Raw genomic sequence first — 21,273 nt, 5'->3', positions numbered from 1 at the left:
TTATGCGACGGCTCCAGGGTATCCGTTGGTCATTTTTACCTAGAGTTGTGCACAAGTTGTGCTAGCGCTTGTCAAGCCCTGTCTGGACCGGAGTTTTCCCTGCCGAAAATCCTGCTTTTGAATTAAGTTGTTGATTACGTTGAACTTATCAAAGTGATTAAAAAATGACCAACTTGTTTGGGGGGCCCGCAGAGCAAGGCTCCGGGTTCTTTTCCACCATGTTTTCAACAAAGTTATCAACAGAAGCTGTGGATTGTTCCGTGTCGCTGGCCTCCGGCAACCTTAATCGGCGCTGAACGAAAGGTCAGTCGAGGCCTTGCCCTGCCACCTGTGTGTTCCCTCAACCGGAGAGGGCCAGTTGCCGACTCAGCAAGGCGCGCAGCGAAGCCGGCTTGACCGGTTTGGGCAGGAAATCCAGGCGCGCCTGGCGCACCCGGTCCAGGCATTCCGGACGGCCATCGGCACTGATGACGATGCCGGGGATGTCCTGACCCAGGACCTGGCGAATCCACTCGGCGACATCCGGGCCGGTGTCGGCATCGCTCAGGTGGTAGTCGACGATGAGCAGCCGCGGCACCACGCCCTGGGCGAGCAGGGCCGCGCATTCCTCGCGACTGCGCGCGGTCCAGACCTGGCAGCCCCAGCGGCCCAGCAGACTGCGCAGGCCGAGCAGGATGCTGTCTTCGTTGTCGATGCACAGCACCGGATCGCCGGCCAGCGGCTGGGCGGCTTCGCTGGCGGCCGCCGCCTGGATGGCGAGGGCGGGCGCCAGGGGCACCTTGACGCTGAAGACGCTGCCATGACCCGGCCAGGAGCGTACCGAGAGTTCGTGATCCAGCACCCGGCAGAGGCGGTCGGCGATCGCCAGACCCAGGCCCAGGCCCTTTTCCGCGCGGGTCTGGTGGCTGTCCAGGCGCTTGAATTCCTCGAAGATCAGCTCCAGCTTGTCCGCCGGGATGCCGGGGCCGCTGTCCCAGACCTCCAGGCTCACGCTCTCGCCCTGGCGGCGTACGCCGAGCAGTACCCGGCCATGGGCGTATCTCAGGGCATTGGTGAGGAAGTTCTGCAGCACCCGCCGCAGCAACTTGCTGTCGCTGTTGACCACCAGCCGACTGCTGCGGATGCGCAGGCTGGTGCCCTGATTCTGCGCCAGGGCCTTGAATTCGACGCCCAGGGCCTCGAACAGGGTGGCCAGGGAGAAGGGGGCCGGCGTGGCCAGGATGCGGCCGTTCTCCAGTCGCGAGATGTCCAGCAGGTCGGCGATCAGGTCCTCGCTGGATCTCAGGGCGCTGTCCATGTTGCGCACCAGTTCCTGGGCTTCCTGGGCCAGGCCGTCCTGGTGGGCGAGGGCGGCGGTGAACAGGCGGGCGGCGCTCAGCGGCTGCATCAGGTCATGGCTGACCGCGGTAAGGAAGCGACTCTTGGACTGGTTGGCCGCTTCCGCATGGGCCTTGGCTTCCTCCAGCGCCTGGTTGAGCTGGGACAGTTCGCGGGTGCGTTCCTCGACGCGCTGCTCCAGTCCCTCGTTGGCTTCGCGCAGGGCGCGCTCGGCCTCGCGGAAGGCGGTGATGTCGGTAAAGCTCATCACGAAACCGCGCCCGGGCATGGGACTGCCGATCAGCTCGATCACCCGGCCATTGGGAAAGGTGCGTTCCGAGGTGTGGGGAATGCCCTGGCGCATCCGCTCCACCCGCCGGGCCACGTGCTCGTCGGGATCGCCCGGTCCGCAGAGGCCGCGCAGGGCGTTGTAGCGGATGATTTCGGCGATGGGCCGACCGACCTGGATCATGCCGTCGGGATAGTCGAACAGCTCCAGGTAGCGCTGGTTCCAGGCCACCAGGCGCAGCGACTGGTCGACCACGCTGAGGCCCTGGGAGATATTCTCGATGGCGCCCTGCAGCAGCGCCCGGTTGAATTCCAGCACCTCCGAGGCCTCGTCGGCGATGCGCACCACGTCGTCGACCTGCATGTCGCGGCCTTCGATGGCGGCCTTGACCACGGCGCGCGCCGAGGAGGCTCCGATCACCCCGGCCAGCAGGCGCTCGGTCTGGGCGATCCATTCGCTGTTGGCATTCATCGCGGGGTGATAGGTCAGGCCGCTCTGCTCGGCGAAGCGGCTGAAGCTCAGGCGCGCGCGCTCGTCGCCGACGAAGCGGGCGGCGAGCAGCCGCAGGTCCTCCAGCTTGACCGCCAGCAGGGCGCGATTGCGCGGCCGGGGCAGGGCGTACTGGGCGATGAAGCGCCCGGCTTGCCAGTACTCCGAGACCCGGGTGCGCGAGAGCAGCGACACCAGGGCGAACAGCAGGAAGTTGCCGGCCAGGGAGACCAGGGCGCCGACCGTGGTCGGTTGCAGCGTCCGCTCCCCCGCGGGTTGCTCGAACCAGGCGAGGCCGGGAAAGGCGTGCAATGGCCACTGCAGACTGCTGGCCACCACCGGCAGCACCATCAGGTAGCCCCAGAGCAGTGCCCCGGCGGTGAGGCCGGCAAAGACACCCCGGCGATTGGCGGCCTTCCAGAACAACGCCCCGACCATGGCCGGTCCGAGCTGGGCGATGGCGGCGAAGGCGATCTGGCCGATGGTGGCCAGGCTGGCATTGGAGCCCAGCAGGCGATAGCTGCAATAGGCCAGGACCAGGATGACCACGATGCTGGCGCGGCGCACCGTGAGCATCCAGTGGCTGAACACCGCATGGGGACTCTCGACCTGGCCCCGGCGCTTGAGCAGCCAGGGCAGGACGATGTCGTTGGAGATCATGGTGGAGAGCGCGACGCAGGCGACGATCACCATGCCGGTGGCGGCCGAGGCACCGCCCAGGAAGGCCAGCAAGGCCAGCCAGGGACGCTCCTGGGCCAGCGGCAGGCTGATGACGAAGGAGTCCGGCAGCACGCCGCCGGGCAGGTGCAGTTGGCCGGCCAGGGCGATGGGGATGACGAACAGGGCGGCCAGCGCCAGGTAGAGCGGAAACACCCAGCGCGCCAGGTTGACGTCCCGGGTATCGGTGTTTTCCACCACCGTGACATGGAACTGGCGCGGCAGGCACATCACGGCGATGAAGGCCACGCCGGTCTGGATCAGCAGGCCCGGCCAGTCCAGCGTCTCGCGCCAGTATTCCTGCAGTTGCGGTGCCTGCTGCGAACGGGTCAGCAGATCGGCGAAGCCGTCGTGCAGGCCATAGGTGACCCAGAGGCCGACGGCGATGAAGGCGGCGAGCTTGACCAGGGATTCGAAGGCGATCGCCAGCATCATGCCGCGATGGTGCTCGGTGACGTCCAGGTTGCGGGTGCCGAAGAGAATGGCGAAGACCGCCAGCACCAGGGAGACGAACAGCGCGGTGTCCTGGGCGCGGGTGCTCAGGGACTCGGCATTGATGCCGGTCAGCAGGTTGACGCCGATGACGATGCCCTTGAGCTGCAGCGCCAGGTAGGGCAGGACGCCGACCAGGCAGATCAGCGCGACCACGATGGCCAGGGTCTGGGACTTGCCGTAGCGGGAGGCGATGAAGTCGGCGATGGAGGTGATGTTTTCCTTTTTGCTGATCAGCACCATCTTCTTGACCAGTTGCGGCGCGAGCAGCAGGAAGAGAATGGGGCCCAGATAGATGGGCAGGAAGGACCAGAGCTGATCGGCAGCCTGGCCGACCGCGCCGAAGAAGGTCCAGCTGGTGCAGTAGACGGCCAGCGACAGGCTGTAGACCCAGGCCCGCAGGCGTGGCCTGAGCGGTGGCCGGCGGTCGCCGTAGAAGGCGATGGCGAACAGCAGGGCGAGATAGCCGAGGGTAACGGTGATAATCAGTCCGCTGGGCAGGGACATGGCGACTCCAGACATTCCAGGCGCCCATCGCGCCCGGACAAAGTGTCGCACCTTGGGCCGCCAGACGTCAGTTCCGGCGCGTGGAGGGGCGCCGTGGGTTGAGCCGGACGGCTGGCCCTGTTAGGTTTGCGGGCTGATTCAAGCGAGAGAGACCGTCATGTTCCAAGCGCAGCCCATTTCCCTGCAACGTGGTGCGCTGCGCCTGGACCCCCTGGCGGAAGGTGACGTGCTGGAGCTGGTCAGCCTGGCCGAGCGCAATCGCGAAGCGCTGCACTACCTGAGCGGGCCCCTGCGTCCGGACTGGTATCGCCAGGCGCTGGCCGAGCAGCGCGAGGGGCGCGCCTTGCCCTTCGCCGTGCGCATCGCAGACCGGCTGGTGGGCACCACCCGCTTCGCCGACTTCCTGCCGGCACTCCCCGCCGCCGAGATCGGCTGGACCTGGCTCGACAGCGAGCAGCATGGCAGCGGACTCAACGGCAACATCAAGTACCTGATGCTGCGCCATGCCTTCGAGCACTGGCAGCTGGTGCGCGTGCAGCTCAAGACCGCCGCGACCAATCTCCGATCCCAGGCGGCCATCGGGAAGCTGGGCGCGGTTCGCGAAGGGCTGCTGCGTCATCATCGCCGGCTGGCGGATGGCCGGCTCGACGACACCGTGATGTACAGCATCACCGATCGCGAATGGCCCGAGGTGAAGGCGCGGCTGGAGGCGTCCTTCAACTAGCCGTGGCCTTTGGCTTACCGTTCGTCGGCAGCCTCCGGCAGCGGCATGGCCTGAGGCTGTCTATGTCGCTTGTTTGGCGCCGGTAATCCAGCGCCGCTGTTTTCCAGACCAACAGTTTTCCGCGAAACGGCCGACATGCCTGCTCAATGGCAAGAATTCGCCTGTCTCCTTTTGCGGATCGCTGTATGTCTTCACTGTCGCCTTCCTCTGCGCTGCGTACGCTACGGGTCGTCTGGCCCTTCGTCATCATCCTGTCCTGCCAGGCGCTGGTCGCCATCGTCAGCCTGCAACTGCTGTCGACGGTGCGCGCCTATGTTTCTGCGGAAAGCCTGTGGAGCAAGAGCCTAGGCAACGCCATGCTGTCGCTCGGCGCCTATCTGGATGAAGGGCGTCCCGAGTTCTATCACGCCTATCTCGCGTCCATCAGCGTCAACGATCTCGATCGGGCGGCGCGACAGGAGCTCGATGGCGCCGGCTCCCGAGCCGAAGCGGCGCGGCTGCTGCGCTTGGCCGGCAACAGCCCGGACGACATCGACGGTCTTATCGCGCTCTTCCAGATGGCCCGTCATGTGGAGCCCTTCGAGGGAGTGATCGCCCGCTGGCAGATCACCGATCCCTACATGGACGAATTTCAGGCCCTGGCGCGAACAGGCTTCGAGTTGATCAAGCTGCAGGGGCCGGGGCCGGCGCTGATTCCGCTGAAACGGCAGCTGCTGGATCTGCACGACCGGATGATGCCGGAAACGGTGGCCTTCTCGGAGCGCCTGGGGGTGGCGTCCCGCCAACTGGTAGCGGCCTTGTTCATCGCCAACGTCCTGGTCGGCGCCTTGCTGGTGCTGCTGGCCCTCTGGCGCATGCACAGCCTGGTGCAGCAGCGCTGGCGCTCCGAGCAGGCGCTGCAGGCTGAAAAGGAACATATCCAGGTCATCCTGGCGTCCCTCGGCGATGCGGTACTGGCGCTGAATGCCCAGGGGCGGCTGCTCTATCACAACCCGGCGGCGGAACGGCTGCTGGCGCGGCCGGGGCTGGCCGCGGGCACGCCCGTTACCCACCTGTTCGACATCCAGACCGAGGATCAGCCGGCGTCGACCCGACCGCTAGCCGAGCGCTTGCGCAGCCAGGACTGGCTGGCGGGCGACGAGCCCCAGGCGCACCAGCTGGTGCGCGTCGACGGCACTCGGGTGCCGGTGGCCCTGACGGTGACCACGCTGCCGCGGGACGAATCCGGCACCGGGGTGGTGCTGGTGATGCACGACCAGACCCGCGAGCGTGCCTTTCTGCACGATCTGGCCTGGCAGGCCAGTCACGATGCCCTCACCGGTCTGGTCAATCGCCGCGAATTCGAGACCCGGCTGGAGCGCCTGCTGGCGCGCGAGGACCTGGCCTGTGCCTCGCTGCTGTTCATCGATCTGGACCAGTTCAAGATCGTCAACGACACCTCCGGCCATTTCCATGGCGATCGCCTGTTGCGCCAGCTGTGCGAATTGCTCGGTCAGCAGCTGGGCGAGGACGATTGCCTGGCGCGCCTGGGCGGCGATGAATTCGGCGTGCTGCTGGAAAACCGTACGCCCGCGCAGGTCGAGGCGGTCGCCGAGCGCCTGCGCTGCTGCGTGGGTACCCTGCAGTTCGAAGCGGCCGGGCAGGGCTTTCGCGTCGGTCTGAGCATCGGCGTGGTGCACCTGGGCGGTCAGGCCCTGGCGCCCGAGGAGGCGCTGCGCCTGGCGGACCTGGCCTGCTACGCGGCCAAGGACAAGGGGCGCAATCGCATCCAGGTCTTCGCCCCGGGCGATGTGGAGCTGGACCAGCGCCATGGCGAGATGGCCTGGGTGCAGCGCCTGCACCGGGCGCTGGCCGAGGACCGCTTCCGCCTGTACGTCCAGCCGATCCTGGGTCTGGGTCAGGAGACCGTCGCGGATCGCCATGTGGAGGTGCTGATGCGGCTGGAGGAGGGCGAGCGGCTGATCGCGCCGGGTGCCTTCATCCCGGCCGCCGAACGCTATGGGCTGATGCCCGACCTGGATCGCTGGGTGATCGCCGCGGCCCTGGCACGTTTCGCCGAATTGCCCGACGGGTTGCTCGACACCCTGGCCATCAACCTGTCCGGACATTCGCTGGGCGCGGCGGGCCTGGCGGATTTCGTCAGGCAGCAACTGCAGCGCTGGCAGATCGCGCCAACGCGGATCTGCTTCGAGATCACCGAGACCAGCGCGGTGGCCAATCTGGATGCGGCGCGGCTGTTCATGGACGAGTTGCGTGGCCTGGGGGTGAGATTCTCGCTGGATGACTTCGGCGCCGGGATGTCGTCCTTCACCTACCTCAAGCACCTGCCGGTGGACTACCTGAAGATCGACGGCAGCTTTGTCCGTCACCTCCTGGAGGACGCCGTGGACAGCGCCATGGTCGAGGCGATCAACCAGCTCGGCCATCTCACCGGCAAGAAGACCATCGCCGAATTCGCCGAAAATGCGGCGGTGGTGGCGGCGCTGGCCGCCCTGGGGGTCGACTATGCCCAGGGCTACGGCATCGCCCGGCCGCAGCCCTTTACCGAAGCCACCTGCCAGGCGCTGGTCCGGCAGGTGTGGCACGAGGCCTCAGGGACGCGCGTCGTCGTCCTTGAAGCGACGGAAGAGGGTCGCCAGTAGCGCCCCGGAGATATTGTGCCAGACGCTGAACAGGGCGCTGGGGACCGCGGCCAGCGGTGAGAAATGCGCCGTGGCCAGGGCGGCGCCGAGCCCGGAATTCTGCATGCCGACTTCCAGCGCCAGGGACTTGCGCTGGGCCACCGGCAGCTTGCAGAACTTGCCGGTGAGATAGCCGAGCAAGAAGCCGAAGCCGTTGTGCAGGATCACCACCGCCATGATCAGCAGCCCGGATTCGGCGATGCGCGCCTGGCTGGCGGCCACCACCGCGGCGACGATCACCACGATGCTCACCACCGAGGCCAGCGGCAGCACCTCGACCAAGGCGCCGACGCGATGGCCGAGTAGGCGCTGGGCGACCAGGCCCAGGGCGATGGGCAGCAGCACCACCTGCAGGATCGACCAGAACAGCCCGCCAAAGGAGATCGGCAGCCAGGTAGAGGCCAGCAGCCAGATCAGCGCCGGGGTCAGCAAGGGGGCGAGCAGGGTGGTCACCGCGGCGATGGCGACCGACAGCGCCAAGTCGCCCTTGGCCAGCCAGGTCATAACGTTGGACGCCGTGCCGCTGGGGCAGCAACCGACCAGGATGACGCCGACGGCGATCTCCGGCGGCAGGTGGAACAGCTGACAGAGCGCCCAGGCCACGCCCGGCATGATGACGAAGTGGGCCACCACGCCCAGCAGCACCCGCCAGGGGTGGCGGCCGACGGCGGCGAAATCCTCGACCTTGAGCGTCAGGCCCATGCCGAACATGATCACCCCCAGCAGCGGCACGATGGCCACGCTCAGCGGCTTGAACACCGCGGGGGCGAAGAACGCCAGCAGGGCGGCGAGCAGCACCCAGAAGGCGAAGGTATTGCCGACGAAACGGCTGAAGGCGGCCAGGGCACGCATGGCAAACTCCTTTTCAGGTAGGCAGAAAAAAGGCCGGTCTGCGCCGGCCTTGAGGTGAGCTTAGAGCCCCTGGGGCAATTCTTCACCCCCCAGGGCTTCGATCAGCTGGGGCAGGAATTCCGCCAGGGTCATCATCATCAGCACGAAGCTGGCGTCCTGCTGGCCGAGGGCGTCTTCGCCGCCGTCCTGTTCGGCCTGATCCTGCAGGAGGTCCTCGAACTTCAGGCGCTTGATGGTGACCTTGTCGTCCAGCAGCAGGGCCAGCTTGTCCTGCCAGGCCAGGGCCAGCTTGGTGACCAGCTTGCCGGCGCCCAGGTGGTTCTGGATTTCTTCGCTGGTGAGATCCTGACCCTTGCAGCGCACCACGCCGCCGTCTTCGCCGGCATCGCGCAGCTCGCACTCGTCGAGGATATAGAGGCCATGGGTGGCGTCACCGGCCTTGACCCAGTCGGTGAAGGTGGCCATCGGCGCCTGCTTGACGCCCAGTGGCCGGACCGGCAGCGAGCCCAGGGCATCGCGCAGGGTGGAGAGCAGGTCCTCGGCGCGCTTGGCGCTGGAGGCGTCGACCAGGATCCAGCCCTGCTTGGGATCGATGGCGGCATAGGTGGTCTGGCGACGGATGAAGGCGCGCGGCAGGAAGGCCTGGACGATCTCGTCCTTGATCTGCTCCTTCTCCTTCTTGTAGACCTTGCGCATCTGCTGGTTTTCGATCTCGTCGACCTTTTCCTGCACGGCTTCCTTGACCACGCTGCTGGGCAGGATGCGTTCTTCCTTGCGCGCGGCGATCAGGAAGAAGCCCTGGCTTTCGTGGACCAGCGGCAGGTCCGGGCCCTTGCCGAAGGGCGCGACGAATCCGTAGGTGGACAACTCCTGGCTGGCACAGGGGCGCGCCGGCTTGGCGGCGAGGGCGGCTTCGAGGGCTTCGGTCTCGAAGGCGACTTCCTGGGTGAGACGGTAGACGAGCAGATTACGGAACCACATGGTGTCACTCCCAAAAACGAAGCGCGCATTATCCGCGTCGCCCGCCCCGGAGGCCAACCCCGGATCGCGGTGGTCGTCGGGAATGCGCGCTTTCTCCGGTTGCTCGGGAGGGCGGCGCTAAGCCTTTGGAAGTGCTGGGAAATTTATTTTCAAAAAGGGGTTGCCAGGTCGGGAACCCCTCCGTAGAATGCGCCCCACTTCGAGAGCAAACGGGTGATTAGCTCAGCTGGGAGAGCATCTGCCTTACAAGCAGAGGGTCGGCGGTTCGATCCCGTCATCACCCACCACTCGAGGTAATGCGCAGCGGTAGTTCAGTCGGTTAGAATACCGGCCTGTCACGCCGGGGGTCGCGGGTTCGAGTCCCGTCCGCTGCGCCATTTAAAGGTTGTCTGGTTCTGAACGCCAGCAGCCATCGAAGAGCGGCCCTAGTGGCCGCTTTTTTGTTTGGGCGCGATTTTTCTGGTCGTGTCGTCTGGTGCCTTCCTTTCTTTCCTCGCGCTTCTGTCGAGCGATCTGCCAGCAGGCGGGTCGAGCGTGCGCCTGGACGCGTGGAAAACACTGCGCGGTTTTCCACCCTACGGCTGTTGTTGGGCTTCGACGATGGAGCTGTCTCAACCCAACCTACGGGAAGGATGCGTCCTGTAGGTTGGGTTGAGCGCAGCGAAGCCCAACATCGCCTCGGGCCGAACTCCGGTTGTTGGGCTTCGACGATGGAGCTGTCTCAGCCCAACCTACGGCAGGGGTGCGTCCTGGAGGTTAGGTTGAGCGCAGCGAAGCCCAACAGGGCGGTCAGCCCCGCACCGCATCCAGCACCGCTTCCAGTGGATGACGCAGGCGGCGGTCGTCGATGCGCTTGACCTGGCTGCGGCAGGAGTAGCCGGTGGCCAGGGCTTCGCCCTGTTCCGCCGGTACCGCCAGGGCGCGGGCCCAGGACTGGTCGTAGATCACCTTGGAGGTCGCCAGGTTGCGTGCCTCGTGACCATAGGTGCCGGACATGCCGCAGCAGCCGGTGCTCTCCGGCTTGAGGCCCAGCCCCAGGCGTTCGAACACCTGCTGCCACTGGCCGACGCTGGCCGGGGCGTTGGTCTTCTCGGTGCAATGGCCGAGCAGGCGATACACCTTGTCGCCGACTACCTTCTGCTCTTTCGGCAACACCTGTAGCAGCCACTCCTGGGGCAGGAGCACCTCGGGCATCCGGGCGATGCCGGGGACCTTGGGGTATTCCTGGCGATAGACCAGGGTCATGGCCGGATCGAGGCCGACCAGCGTGACGCCGAAGCCGGCCAGGCTGGCCAGCTGGGCCGCGTTGCGCCTTGCGGTGCGCTCGAAGGCGCCGAGGAAGCCCTGCACCTGCAGCGGCTTGCCATTGGCGCGATAGGGGGCGAGGAAGACGCGTTGGCCGAGCCGCGCGGCCAGTTCGAGGACGGCGGCGGTGAGCGGCGTCTCGAAATAGCGAGTGAAGGCGTCCTGCACCAGCACGATAGTCCTGGCGCGCTCTTCCTCGCTCAAGGCCAACAGGCGTTCCGGGGTGGCGATCTGGACCTGCCACTGATGCATGACCGGCACCAGGTCGAAACGGCTGAGCAGGGGACTGTCGACCATGCCGATACGCTCGGCGAACAGCCGCTGGATGGGCGTCGCACCCATGACGGCGTTGTAGAGTCCCGGAGCGCGGGCGAACAGCGGCAGGCTGAATTCCAGCGAGCCGATCAGGTAGTCGCGCAGCGGGCGCAGGTAGCGACGGTGATAGAGCTCGAGAAAGCGCGAGCGGAATTCCGGCACATTGACCTTGATCGGGCACTGGCCCGCGCAGGACTTGCACGCCAGGCAGCCGGCCATGGCGTCATAGACCTCGTGGGAGAAGTCCGCCTCGGCCTGGCGGCCATTGCGCCAGCGTTGCGGCAGGGCCTTGAGCCAGTTCAGCGCGCCACGCGGGGCGGGGGCCAGCACATCGATGCCGGCCTGGCCCTGCAGGCGCAGCCATTCGCGGATCAGCGCCGCCCGCCCCTTGGGCGAATGGATACGCTGGCGGGTGGCCTTCCAGGACGGGCACATGGCGTCGTCGGGGTCATAGTTGTAGCAGGCGCCATTGCCGTTGCAGTGCATGGCGGTGCCGTAGCTCTGCCAGACGCGCTCGTCGAGGGTACGGTCCAGTTCGCCTCTCAGGGTCACGCCATCGACCTTGAGCAGCTCGGCGCCGCTGGCGAGCGGGGTGGCGATCTTGCCCGGGTTGAGCTGGTTGTGCGGATCGAAGGCGCCCTTGAGCGCCTGCAGCGCGGGGTAGAGGTCACCGAAGAAGGCTGGCGCGTATTCCGAGCGCACGCCCTTGCCGTGTTCGCCCCAGAGCAGGCCGCCGTATTTCTGGGTCAGCGCGGCCACCTGGTCGGAGATCGGCCGCACCAGCGCCGCCTGGCGTGGATCCTTGAGATCCAGTGCCGGACGCACGTGCAGCACCCCGGCATCGACGTGGCCGAACATGCCGTATTGCAGGTTGTGGCCATCGAGCAGGGCGCGGAATTCGGCGATGAAGTCGGCCAGGCGCTCGGGCGGTACCGCGGTGTCTTCGACGAAGGGCTGCGGGCGGATCTCGCCCTGGACGTTGCCCAGCAGGCCCACCGCGCGCTTGCGCATGGTGTAGACGCGGGTCACGGCGTTGCGGCCGATGGCCAGGGTGTGGCCGAGGCGCTCGACGGTATCGTCCTGGCGCAGGTGCTCGAGGAAGCCCTGGACGCGGGCATCCACTTCTTCGGGATCGTCGCCGCTGAATTCCACCAGGTTGATGCCCAGGGTGGGGCGCGCGACGTCTTCGGGAAAATACTCCGCCACGCTGTGCCAGACGATGTCCTGCATGGCCAGCAGGAGCACCTTGGAATCCACCGTCTCGATGGACAGCGGTTTCAGTTCGATCAGGGCGCGGGCGTCGCGCAGGGCGTCCATGAAGCTGGCGTAGCGGACGTTGACCAATACCGAATACTTGGGAATCGGCAGGACGTTGAGCGTGGCCTCGGCGATGAAGGCCAGAGAGCCCTCGGCGCCGCAGAGTACGCTGTTGAGGTTGAAGCGGCCATCCGCCTCGATCAGGTGCGCCAGGTCATAGCCGGTCAGGCAGCGATTGAGCTTGGGAAAGCGCGCCTCGATCAGTTCGGCCTGGTTCTCGGCGATGTCCCGCGCGCGGCGGTAGACGGCGCCGGTGCGATCGTCGCGGGCGCAGAGGGCGTCCAGCTCGGCGCTGTCCACCGGGCGACTCTGCAGGCGCTCGCCGCCGATCAGGTAGGCGTCCAGCTCCAGCACGTGGTTGCGGGTCTTGCCGTAGGTCACGCTGCCCTGGCCGCTGGCGTCGGTGTTGATCATGCCGCCGAGGGTGGCGCGGTTGGAGGTGGACAGTTCCGGGGCGAAGAACAGACCGTGGGGCCGGAGCGCGGCGTTGAGCTGGTCCTTGACCACGCCGGCTTGCACCCGCACCCAGCCCTCCGCGACGTTGATCTCGAGGATCTTGTTCAGGTGGCGGGAGAGGTCGACCACGATGCCGTCGGTGAGGGATTGGCCGTTGGTGCCGGTGCCGCCGCCGCGCGGGGTCAGGACCACGCCCTGGAAGCGCGCCTCGCCCATCAGCCTGGCCAGGCGCTGGACATCGGCGCTGTCCCGGGGGAAGACCGCCGCCTGGGGCAGGCGCTGATAGATGGAGTTGTCGGTGGCCATGACCGTGCGACTGGCATGGTCCAGCGCGATCTCGCCCTGGAAGCCGCTGGCGGCGAGGGTGGTCAGGAAGTCGGTGTAGGCGGCGGCGAGGGGCGCCGGGGCCGGCAGGCGGGCGATCATGTTCATCAGGCGGGCTCTCTGGCGGCGGACGGCCGTCTCCTTCAGCGAGCGAAGGAATGGCGTCGACCTTTTCTGGCTATAGTGGGCATTCTCACCACAGCGCGGCGGCGCCACAACCGAAGATTCCGCCGCCTATGCCGGAAGATCCTGAATGAATCACCGTCGCCTGACGCCGTCCATGTCGCTGCTGCTGTCCTTCGAGGCGGCGGCGCGCCACGAGAGCTACACCCGGGCGGCCGAGGAGCTGTCGCTGACCCAGAGCGCCGTCGGCCGCCAGGTGCAGGCGCTGGAACAGTTGCTGGGGTTGACGCTGTTTCGCCGCGAGGGTCGGCAGATCGTGCTCACCGATGTCGGTCGCGCCTACAGTCGCGAGCTGGGCCTGGCGCTCGGGCAGATCCGCAGCGCCACCCTGCAGGCCATGGCCTTCGCCTCCGGGCAGGGCACCCTGCGCCTGGCGGTGCTGCCGACCTTTGGTTCCAAGTGGCTGCTGCCGCGCCTGGGCAGGTTCTACGCCGCCCACCCCGGCATGCTGGTGCACCTGCATTCGCGCATCCAGGCGGTGGACTTCGCCGCCAGCGAGATCGACGCCGCCATCAGTGTCGGCAGCGGCGACTGGCCGGGGCTGCGTGCCCATCCGCTGCAAGCCGAGCAGCTTGTCGTCATTGCCAGCCCGACCACCCTGGCCGCTTTGCCGGACGCGACACCGGCCACTCTCGCCGGCCAGCTGCTGCTCGGTGTGGCCAACAATCCCCAGGCCTGGGGCGAGTGGTTCCGGCATCACGAGCTGCCGCACCGGGCGATGCGGCCGGGGCCGAGTTTCGAGTTGACCTCGCACCTGATCCAGGCGGTGCGCGCCGGCATCGGCATCGGCCTGGTGCCGCGGGTGCTGGTGGAAGACGAATTGGCCCAGGGCGAGTTGCTGGCCTGCGGCCCGGCGCTGGTCAGTCGCCGCAGCTATTACCTGGTCTATCCGCCGCGCAACGAGGGACTGCCGTCGCTGCAGGCCTTTCGCCAGTGGCTGCTGGCCGAGATCAATGAAGGAGAGGGACAGCCATGAGCAAGCCGGGACAGCGGGTACTGGCCGCCCTACGGCAGATGATCCTGTCCGGCGAGCTGGGCGCGGGCGAGCGCCTGGCGGAGATCCCCACCGCCGAGCGCTTCGCCGTGTCGCGCATGCCGGTGCGCCTGGCCCTGCGCACCCTGGCCCAGGAGGGCTTGCTGGAGCGTAGCGGTGCCCGCGGCTATCAGGTGCGGGCGCTGACCGGTGCCGATCTGGAGGGCGCGGTGGAGGTGCGCGGGGTGCTGGAAGGCCTGGCCGCGCGCCAGGCCGCCGAACGTGGCCTGGACGCGACCACGCGCGCCAGGCTGGAAGACTGCCTGCGCCGCGGCGATCTGCTGTTCGCCAAGGGCCATGTGCTGCTGGAGGATCTGGAGGAGTACCACGATCTCAACCGGGCCTTTCACCAGGCCATCGTTGCGGCCAGCGGCAATCCGGCCATCGCCCTGGCCCTGGGGCGCCACGAGCATCTGCCCTTCGCCTCGGTGAGTGCCCTGGCGGTGGATGCCGGGAATCTCGAGCGCGAATACCGCCGCTTCAACTTCGCTCACCTGCAGCACCATGCGCTGTTCGACGCCCTGGTGCGCGGCCAGGGGGCGCGTGCCGAGGGCATCATGAGGGAGCATGCCCAGGCGACTCTGGGGTATGCGCGGTGGTTTGGTGGGGAAGAGGGTGAGGCGGGGGCGTTGCGGGTGTTGGTTTAACGGCGTGGCGGCCCTCACCCTAGCCCTCTCCCGGAGGGAGAGGGGATGGTTAGGTGGGCTCGGGGCGTCAGAGGTCCAGCACCAAACGCTCGCCCTTGGCGCGGGAGCAGCAGGGGGTGAAGCGGTCGTTGGCGGCGTGTTCGGCCGCGGACAGAAAGAGGTCGCGGTGCTCGGGTTCGCCGGCCAGCACCGGGGTCAGGCAGGTGCCGCAAAGGCCCTGGCCGCAGGACACCGGCAGGACGACCCCCATATCGGCCAAGACCTCGACTACGCTGCGCTCGGCCGGCACCTGCACGCGGCGCCCGCTGCGCGCCAGTTCCACCTCGAAGGGGCGTTGCTCGCCCTGGGCGGCGGGATCGGCGGCGAAGTATTCCCGATGGATCTGCCCGGGTTGCCAGCCCTGGGCCTGGGCGGCGTCCACCACCGCGGCCATGAAGCCGGCTGGGCCGCAGACATAGAGGTGGTCGTCCGGTGCCGCCGGGCCGAGCAGGTGCTGGAAATTGGGGCGCAGCGCCGGATCGTGCTGGTCGAAGTGCACCCTGACCTGCTCGGCATAGGGCCCCGCCTTGAGCCAGGGGATGAAGGCCGCGTGTTCGCGGTCGCGCACCAGGTAGCGCAGGGTGAAGTGCGCCCCCTGCTGATAGAGCTGTTCGGCCATGGCCAGGATGGGGGTGATGCCGATGCCCCCGGCCAGCAGCTGGGTGCGACGCGCAGTGGGGACCAAGGCGAACAGATTGCGCGGCTCGCTGACCTGCAGGCGATCGCCTACCTGGAGGCGATGCATGGCCTGGGAGCCGCCGCGGGAGTCGGGGACGAGCAGAACGGCGATGCGATAGCGGATCGGGGCGGGTTCGGGCGTGGCGCACAGCGAATAGTGGCGCAGCAGGCCGTCGCCCAGGGCGATCTCCAGATGGGCGCCGGCGGCAAAGCCGGGCAGGGGGCCGCCGTCGGCCCGGCCCAGGTCGAAGGCCAGGATGGTGGGCGCCTCGCGCTGTATGGCGGTGACGATCAGATCGAGCATGAGGGGTCTCCTAGGCGATCTGCCGGACCGGGATGCCGGTGGCGGCCTGTTCGGCAGCCAGCAGCCGTTCGATGATCTGCCGCGACTGCACGCCGCCGGCATCGATGTTGAGCTTGAGCAGGCCGCGCTCGGGATAGCGCAACAGGTTCTGCTGCTGGCGTTCGAGCATCTCCAGGTCTTCGCCGAAGATCTTGCCCTGGCCCTCGCGGATGCTGGCGGTGAGCTCGGCATCGTCCGGCTTGAAGTTGCGCGCCATGCCCCAGAAGTACCAGATGGAGGTCTCGGTCTCGGGGGTGATGAAGTCCACCACCACACTGGCGGCCTTGACCGCGGCCGGGGCGTCGTAGCCGCCATGGCCGGCATGGGCCACGCCCACCTCGATCATCACGTGGCTGGGCGGGGTGAAGCGACAGATCTGCCAGCGATCCACCGGGACGTCGTCGGCCAGGCCGTTGCCGCGCAGGGCCATGCGCCAGAAGGGTGGGGCGGAGATGTTTTCCATGTGCCGGCTGGTGATAACCTCGTCACCCTCGACGCGGGTGGCCGGCGGCGCCTCGTCGATCTCCTTCTGGCCGATGCTGGAGGCGTGGACATAGGTCTCGTGGGTGAGATCCATGAGGTTGTCGATCATCAGTCGGTAGTCGCACTGGATGTGATAGAGGCCGCCGCCATAGGCCCAGTCGGGGCTCTCGGCCCATTCCAGGTGGGGGATCAGCGCCGCATCGGCCTTGGCCTGGTCGCCCGGCCAGACCCAGACGAAGCCGTGCCGCTCGACGGCGGCATAGGGGCGTACGGCGGGAAAGACGCCGACGCGCTGCCCCGGCATGCCCAGGGTCTTGCCGCCGCAGCCCATCTCCAGGCCGTGGTAGCCGCAGACCAGGGTGCCGTCGCGGACGAAGCCCAGGGACAGCGGTGCGCCGCGATGCGGGCAGAAGTCTTCCAGGGCCACCACCTGGCCATTGGCGTCACGATAGAAGACCAGGGGTTCGCCACAGATCTGGCGACCCAGAGGCTTGTCCTGCACTTCGTCGGGGGTACAGGCGACGTACCAGGCGTTCTTCGGGTACATGAGCGGGACCTCTTGTTGTTGTCTATTGGATCCAATGGTTATGACGGTTAACCTTTTCTGTCAACGGCATTCGCCTTGGGAATGCCCCGCTCAGGACGAATGGCGTTACGAGTCTTGCACCCGTTGCCGCTCGATTGGATCCTGTCTGCCCGGACGCCCCTGTCGTTCACCGGCATCGTTCACGCTCGGCAAAATAGTTAATTGACTTAACTAATTCCCTGGCGTAGCTTCAGCTCCATACCCACCCAACAACAAGAGGCACACGCCATGGGCAGTTATGACGGACGCTGGCAGACGGTCAAAGTGGACATCGAGGACGGTATCGCCTGGGTGACGCTCAATCGTCCCGAAAAACGCAATGCCATGAGTCCCACCCTCAACCGCGAGATGGTCGAGGTGCTGGAGACCCTGGAGCAGGACGCCAGTGCCGGCGTGCTGGTGCTGACCGGCGCCGGCGATGCCTGGACCGCGGGCATGGACCTCAAGGAATACTTCCGCGAGACCGACGCCGGCCCCGAGATCCTGCAGGAAAAGATTCGCCGCGAAGCCTCCCAGTGGCAGTGGAAGCTCCTGCGCATGTACGCCAAGCCGACCATCGCCATGGTCAACGGCTGGTGCTTTGGCGGCGGCTTCAGTCCGCTGGTGGCCTGCGACCTGGCCATCACCGCCGACGAGGCCACCTTCGGCCTGTCCGAGATCAACTGGGGCATCCCGCCGGGCAACTTGGTGAGCAAGGCCCTGGCCGATACCGTGGGCCATCGCACCGCCCTCTACTATGTGATGACCGGCAAGACCTTCAGCGGCCCCGAGGCCGCGGCCATGGGCCTGGTCAACCAGAGCGTGCCGCGCGACCAGTTGCGCGAGGTGACCACCGCCCTGGCCCGCGAGCTGCTGGACAAGAATCCGGTGGTGCTGCGCGCCGCCAAGGTCGGCTTCAAGCGCTGCCGCGAACTGACCTGGGAGCAGAACGAGGACTACCTCTACGCCAAGCTCGACCAGTCGCGGCTGCAGGACCCGGAAGGCGGTCGCGAGCAGGGCATGAAGCAGTTCCTCGACGACAAGAGCATCAAGCCCGGTCTGCAGACCTACAAGCGCTAGATCGCCACCGCCCCATGCACAACAACAAGAGGTAGCGTCATGGTCGAGGTATCCCTGCTCATCGGCGGCGCCAGCCGCCCGGCCGGCGACGGTCGCAGCTATCAGCGTCGCCATCCGGTGACCGGTGCGGTGGTCTCCAGGGTGGCCGCCGCCACCCTGGACGATGCCGACGCCGCGGTGGCCGCGGCCCAGGCCGCCTTTCCCGCCTGGGCGGCGCTGCCGCCGGGAGAGCGCCGCCGCCGTCTGCTGGCCGCCGCCGATGGCCTGGCGGCGCGCAGTAGCGAATTCGTCGCCCTGGCCGGGGAGACCGGGGCCATGGCCAACTGGTACGGCTTCAACGTCCACCTGGCCGCCAACATGCTGCGCGAGGCGGCGGCCATGACCACCCAGATCCAGGGCGAGGTCATACCGTCCGACGTCCCCGGCAGCTTCGCCATGGCCCTGCGCCAGCCCTGTGGCGTGGTGCTGGGCATCGCGCCCTGGAACGCACCGGTGATCCTGGGAACCCGCGCCCTGGCGATGCCGCTGGCCTGCGGCAACACCGTGGTGCTCAAGGCGTCGGAGCAGAGTCCGGGCGTGCACCGGCTGATCGGCCAGGTGCTGCAGGACGCCGGGCTGGGCGACGGCGTGGTCAACGTCGTCACCAACGCCCCGGAGGATGCCCCGGCCATCGTCGAACGGCTGATCGCCAACCCGGCGGTGCGGCGGGTCAACTTCACCGGCTCCACCCGGGTGGGTCGCATCGTCGGCGAGCTGTCCGCGCGCCACCTCAAGCCGGCAGTACTGGAACTGGGCGGCAAGGCACCGCTGCTGGTGCTGGAAGATGCCGACCTGGATGCCGCGGTCGCCGCGGCCGCCTTTGGCGCCTACTTCAACCAGGGGCAGATCTGCATGTCCACCGAGCGCCTGCTGGTGGACAGCCGCATCGCCGACGCTTTCGTCGAGCGCCTGGCGGCCAAGGTGCGCACCCTCAAGGCGGGTGATCCCAGTGCAGCCGATTCGGTGCTGGGCTCGCTGATCGACGCCAGCGCCGGCACCCGTATCAAGGCCATGATCGACGACGCCGTGGGCAAGGGCGCCCGGCTGGTCTGTGGCGGCGGACTCGACGGCAGCATCCTCCAGCCGACCCTGCTGGATGGCGTCACCGCCGGGATGCAGCTCTATGCCGAGGAGTCCTTCGGACCGGTCGCGGTGGTGATCCGTGCCGAGGGCGACGAAGCCCTGTTGCGCCTGGCCAACGATTCCGAATTCGGCCTCTCGTCCGCCATCTTCAGCCGCGACACCGCCCGCGCCCTGGCGCTGGCCCAGCGGGTGGAGAGCGGCATCTGCCACATCAACGGCCCCACGGTGCACGACGAGGCGCAGATGCCCTTCGGCGGCGTCAAGTCGAGCGGCTACGGCAGCTTCGGCTCGCGCGCCTCCATCGACCATTTCACCCAGTTGCGCTGGGTGACGCTGCAGACGGGGCCGCGCCACTACCCGATCTAGCGTCCGCCGTCCCTAGCTCCTGTTGCAACAACAATAAGAGGCGCCTCCGGGCGCCAGCCCAGAGGAGAATTCAAGGTGAGTCACGTCACGCAAACCCGCGCGCCCGCCGATCAGCCGCTGCGCTATCGCCCGGTGACCCTGGGCCACCCCGGGGTCACGGTGGAAGAGCGCGGGGGACTGCTCTACATGGCCTCCCAGGAAGCCCTGACCCCGCCACCGCCGCGGCTGCTGGATCGCCTGCTGCACTGGGCCGAAGTGGCACCGCACCGCACCTTCTTCGCCGCGCGGGACGCCGGTGGCGCCTGGCGCGAATTCTCCTATGGCGAGATGCTGCAGCGGGTGCGCCAGCTGGCCGCCGCGCTGCTGGAATTCGGTCTCTGCGCCGAGCGTCCGCTGGCGATTCTCTCCGGCAACGACCCGGAGCACCTGCAACTGGCCATGGCGGCGCTCTATGCCGGCATTCCCTTCTGCCCGGTGTCGCCCGGCTATGCGCTGCTGTCCCAGGACCACGCCAAGCTGCGCCATGTCTGCGGCCTGCTGCAGCCGGGACTGGTGTTCGTCAGCGATGGCCCGGCCTTCCAGAAGGCGCTGGACGCCGTGCTGCCCGCCGACGTGCCGGTGATCGCGACCCGTGGCCAGGTGCAGGGCCGCCGCACCCTGGCCTTCGCGGCGCTGCTTGCCCGCGGTGAACTGGCCGCCGCCGAGCGCGCCTTCGCCGCGACCGGGCCGGACAGCATCGCCAAGTTTCTCTTCACCTCCGGTTCCACCAAGCTGCCCAAGGCGGTGACCACCACCCAGCGCATGCTCTGCGCCAACCAGCAGATGCTCTTGCAGACCTTTCCGGTGTTTGGCGAAGAGCCGCCGGTGCTAGTGGACTGGCTGCCCTGGAACCACACCTTCGGCGGCAGCCACAACCTGGGGATCGTGCTCTACAACGGCGGCACCTTCTACTTGGACGAGGGCAAGCCGACGCCCCAGGGCTTCGGTGAGACCCTGCGCAACCTGCGCGAGGTGTCGCCCACCGCCTACCTCACGGTCCCGCGCGGCTGGGAAGAGCTGGCCAACGCCCTGGAGCGCGACGTGGAGTTGCGCGAGCGCTTCTTCGCGCGCATGCGACTGTTCTTCTTTGCCGCGGCGGGGCTGTCGCAAAGCGTCTGGGATCGCCTGGATCGCATCGCCGAGGCCCACTGCGGCGAACGCATCCGCATGATGGCCGGCCTGGGCATGACCGAAGCCTCGCCCAGTTGCACCTTCACCACCGGACCGCTGTCGGTGGCCGGCTATGTCGGGGTGCCGGCGCCGGGCTGTGAACTCAAGCTGGTGCCGGTGGACGGCAAGCTGGAAGGGCGCTTTCGCGGTCCGCACATCATGCCCGGCTACTGGCGCGATAGCGCCCAGACCGCCGCCTGCTTCGACGAGGAAGGCTTCTACTGCTCGGGCGATGCGCTCAAGCTGGTCGATCCGGCCAATCCGCAACTGGGCCTGATGTTCGACGGCCGCATCGCCGAGGACTTCAAGCTGTCGTCCGGAGTCTTCGTCAGCGTCGGTCCCCTGCGCAATCGCGCGGTGCTGGAAGGCACGCCGCTGGTGCAGGACGTGGTGGTGGCGGCGCCGGATCGCGAGTGCCTGGGACTGCTGGTCTTTCCGCGCCTGGCGGATTGCCGGCAGCTGGCCGGGCTGGACGACGGCGTCGATGCCGCCACGGTGCTGGCCAGCGCCCCGGTGCAGGACTGGTTCGCCGCCTGGCTCGAGCGCCTCAATCGCGAGGCCTCGGGCAACGCCAGCCGCCTGGAATGGATCGCCCTGCAGGAAGCGCCGCCATCCGCCGACCGCGGCGAGATCACCGACAAGGGCTCGCTCAACCAGCGCAGCGTCCTGACCCACCGCGCCGAGCGGCTGGATGCCTGCTACCGGGGGACGGCGCCGCTGTTGATCAGGGCGTGAGGCGCAGCGCGGGGGCTTGTCCCG

General features: G+C 67.6%; 13 protein-coding genes and 2 tRNA genes. 9 read left to right on the top strand and 6 right to left on the bottom strand.

The window, feature by feature from the left end; all coding sequences use genetic code 11:
* Positions 1-340: 340 nt before the first annotated feature.
* On the bottom strand, positions 341-3,811 hold the full coding sequence (locus FHR73_RS09135) for a NahK/ErcS family hybrid sensor histidine kinase/response regulator (RefSeq protein ID WP_183630597.1): 3,471 nt from the start codon (positions 3,809-3,811) through the stop codon (positions 341-343).
* A 157-nt stretch (positions 3,812-3,968) separates the two neighbouring features.
* Here FHR73_RS09135 and FHR73_RS09130 point away from each other — a divergent pair, with 157 nt between their 5' ends.
* Both FHR73_RS09130 and FHR73_RS09125 read left to right on the top strand, forming a co-directional pair.
* Positions 3,969-4,535, top strand: coding sequence for a GNAT family N-acetyltransferase (locus FHR73_RS09130; protein ID WP_183630590.1), 567 nt, complete (start codon positions 3,969-3,971; stop codon positions 4,533-4,535).
* Between the two features lie 185 nt (positions 4,536-4,720).
* The gene (locus tag FHR73_RS09125) at positions 4,721-7,177 is read left to right on the top strand and encodes a bifunctional diguanylate cyclase/phosphodiesterase (RefSeq protein WP_183630588.1); all 2,457 of its coding nucleotides are present in this window, start codon (positions 4,721-4,723) and stop codon (positions 7,175-7,177) included.
* Here the strand turns inward: FHR73_RS09125 and FHR73_RS09120 are convergent.
* Together FHR73_RS09120 and rdgC are read right to left on the bottom strand one after the other, a co-directional pair.
* A complete protein-coding gene (locus tag FHR73_RS09120) occupies positions 7,127-8,068 on the bottom strand; it encodes a bile acid:sodium symporter family protein (RefSeq protein ID WP_183630586.1) in 942 nt (313 codons plus the stop codon). The two genes, FHR73_RS09125 and FHR73_RS09120, sit on opposite strands and share 51 nt — an antisense overlap.
* Positions 8,069-8,128: 60 nt before the next feature.
* Positions 8,129-9,049 carry a recombination-associated protein RdgC gene (rdgC, locus tag FHR73_RS09115; RefSeq protein ID WP_007159072.1) on the bottom strand — a complete coding sequence of 307 codons (921 nt, stop codon included), beginning with the start codon at positions 9,047-9,049 and terminating at the stop codon, positions 8,129-8,131.
* A 211-nt stretch (positions 9,050-9,260) separates the two neighbouring features.
* Here rdgC and FHR73_RS09110 point away from each other — a divergent pair.
* Positions 9,261-9,336: transfer RNA gene (locus FHR73_RS09110), tRNA-Val, on the top strand.
* Positions 9,337-9,349: 13 nt separating this feature from the next.
* A tRNA-Asp gene (locus FHR73_RS09105) sits at positions 9,350-9,426 on the top strand.
* Between the two features lie 412 nt (positions 9,427-9,838).
* Here FHR73_RS09105 and FHR73_RS09100 read toward each other — a convergent pair.
* Entirely contained in the window at positions 9,839-12,868 is a 3,030-nt protein-coding gene (locus FHR73_RS09100) for an FAD-binding and (Fe-S)-binding domain-containing protein (protein ID WP_183631534.1), read from the bottom strand.
* A 151-nt stretch (positions 12,869-13,019) separates the two neighbouring features.
* Here FHR73_RS09100 and FHR73_RS09095 point away from each other — a divergent pair, with 151 nt between their 5' ends.
* A complete protein-coding gene (locus FHR73_RS09095; protein WP_183630584.1) occupies positions 13,020-13,925 on the top strand; it encodes a LysR substrate-binding domain-containing protein in 906 nt (301 codons plus the stop codon).
* A complete protein-coding gene (locus tag FHR73_RS09090) occupies positions 13,922-14,629 on the top strand; it encodes a GntR family transcriptional regulator (protein WP_183630582.1) in 708 nt (235 codons plus the stop codon). Before FHR73_RS09095 ends, FHR73_RS09090 begins: the two co-directional genes overlap by 4 nt.
* A gap of 67 nt (positions 14,630-14,696) precedes the next feature.
* On the opposite strand, the gene FHR73_RS09085 is transcribed toward FHR73_RS09090, so the two are convergent.
* A complete protein-coding gene (locus FHR73_RS09085; protein WP_183630581.1) occupies positions 14,697-15,650 on the bottom strand; it encodes a PDR/VanB family oxidoreductase in 954 nt (317 codons plus the stop codon).
* Positions 15,651-15,660: 10 nt separating this feature from the next.
* Entirely contained in the window at positions 15,661-16,719 is a 1,059-nt protein-coding gene (locus FHR73_RS09080; RefSeq protein ID WP_183630579.1) for an aromatic ring-hydroxylating dioxygenase subunit alpha, read from the bottom strand.
* 267 nt (positions 16,720-16,986) lie between these two features.
* Between FHR73_RS09080 and FHR73_RS09075 the strand changes: the two genes are divergently transcribed.
* From FHR73_RS09075 to FHR73_RS09065, 3 genes are all read left to right on the top strand, one after another.
* Entirely contained in the window at positions 16,987-17,817 is an 831-nt protein-coding gene (locus FHR73_RS09075; RefSeq protein WP_058792502.1) for a p-hydroxycinnamoyl CoA hydratase/lyase, read from the top strand.
* Positions 17,818-17,856: 39 nt separating this feature from the next.
* Positions 17,857-19,305, top strand: coding sequence for an aldehyde dehydrogenase (locus FHR73_RS09070; RefSeq protein ID WP_183630577.1), 1,449 nt, complete (start codon positions 17,857-17,859; stop codon positions 19,303-19,305).
* Positions 19,306-19,380: 75 nt separating this feature from the next.
* Positions 19,381-21,249, top strand: coding sequence for a feruloyl-CoA synthase (locus tag FHR73_RS09065; protein ID WP_183630574.1), 1,869 nt, complete (start codon positions 19,381-19,383; stop codon positions 21,247-21,249).
* Positions 21,250-21,273 lie beyond the last annotated feature (24 nt).

Source organism: Pseudomonas sp. AS2.8, assembly GCF_014190935.1.
Taxonomy (GTDB): Bacteria; Pseudomonadota; Gammaproteobacteria; order Pseudomonadales; family Pseudomonadaceae; genus Chryseomonas.
The sequence above is the reverse complement of the archived record's forward strand: the minus strand, read 5'-3'. Positions and strand labels throughout refer to the sequence as shown.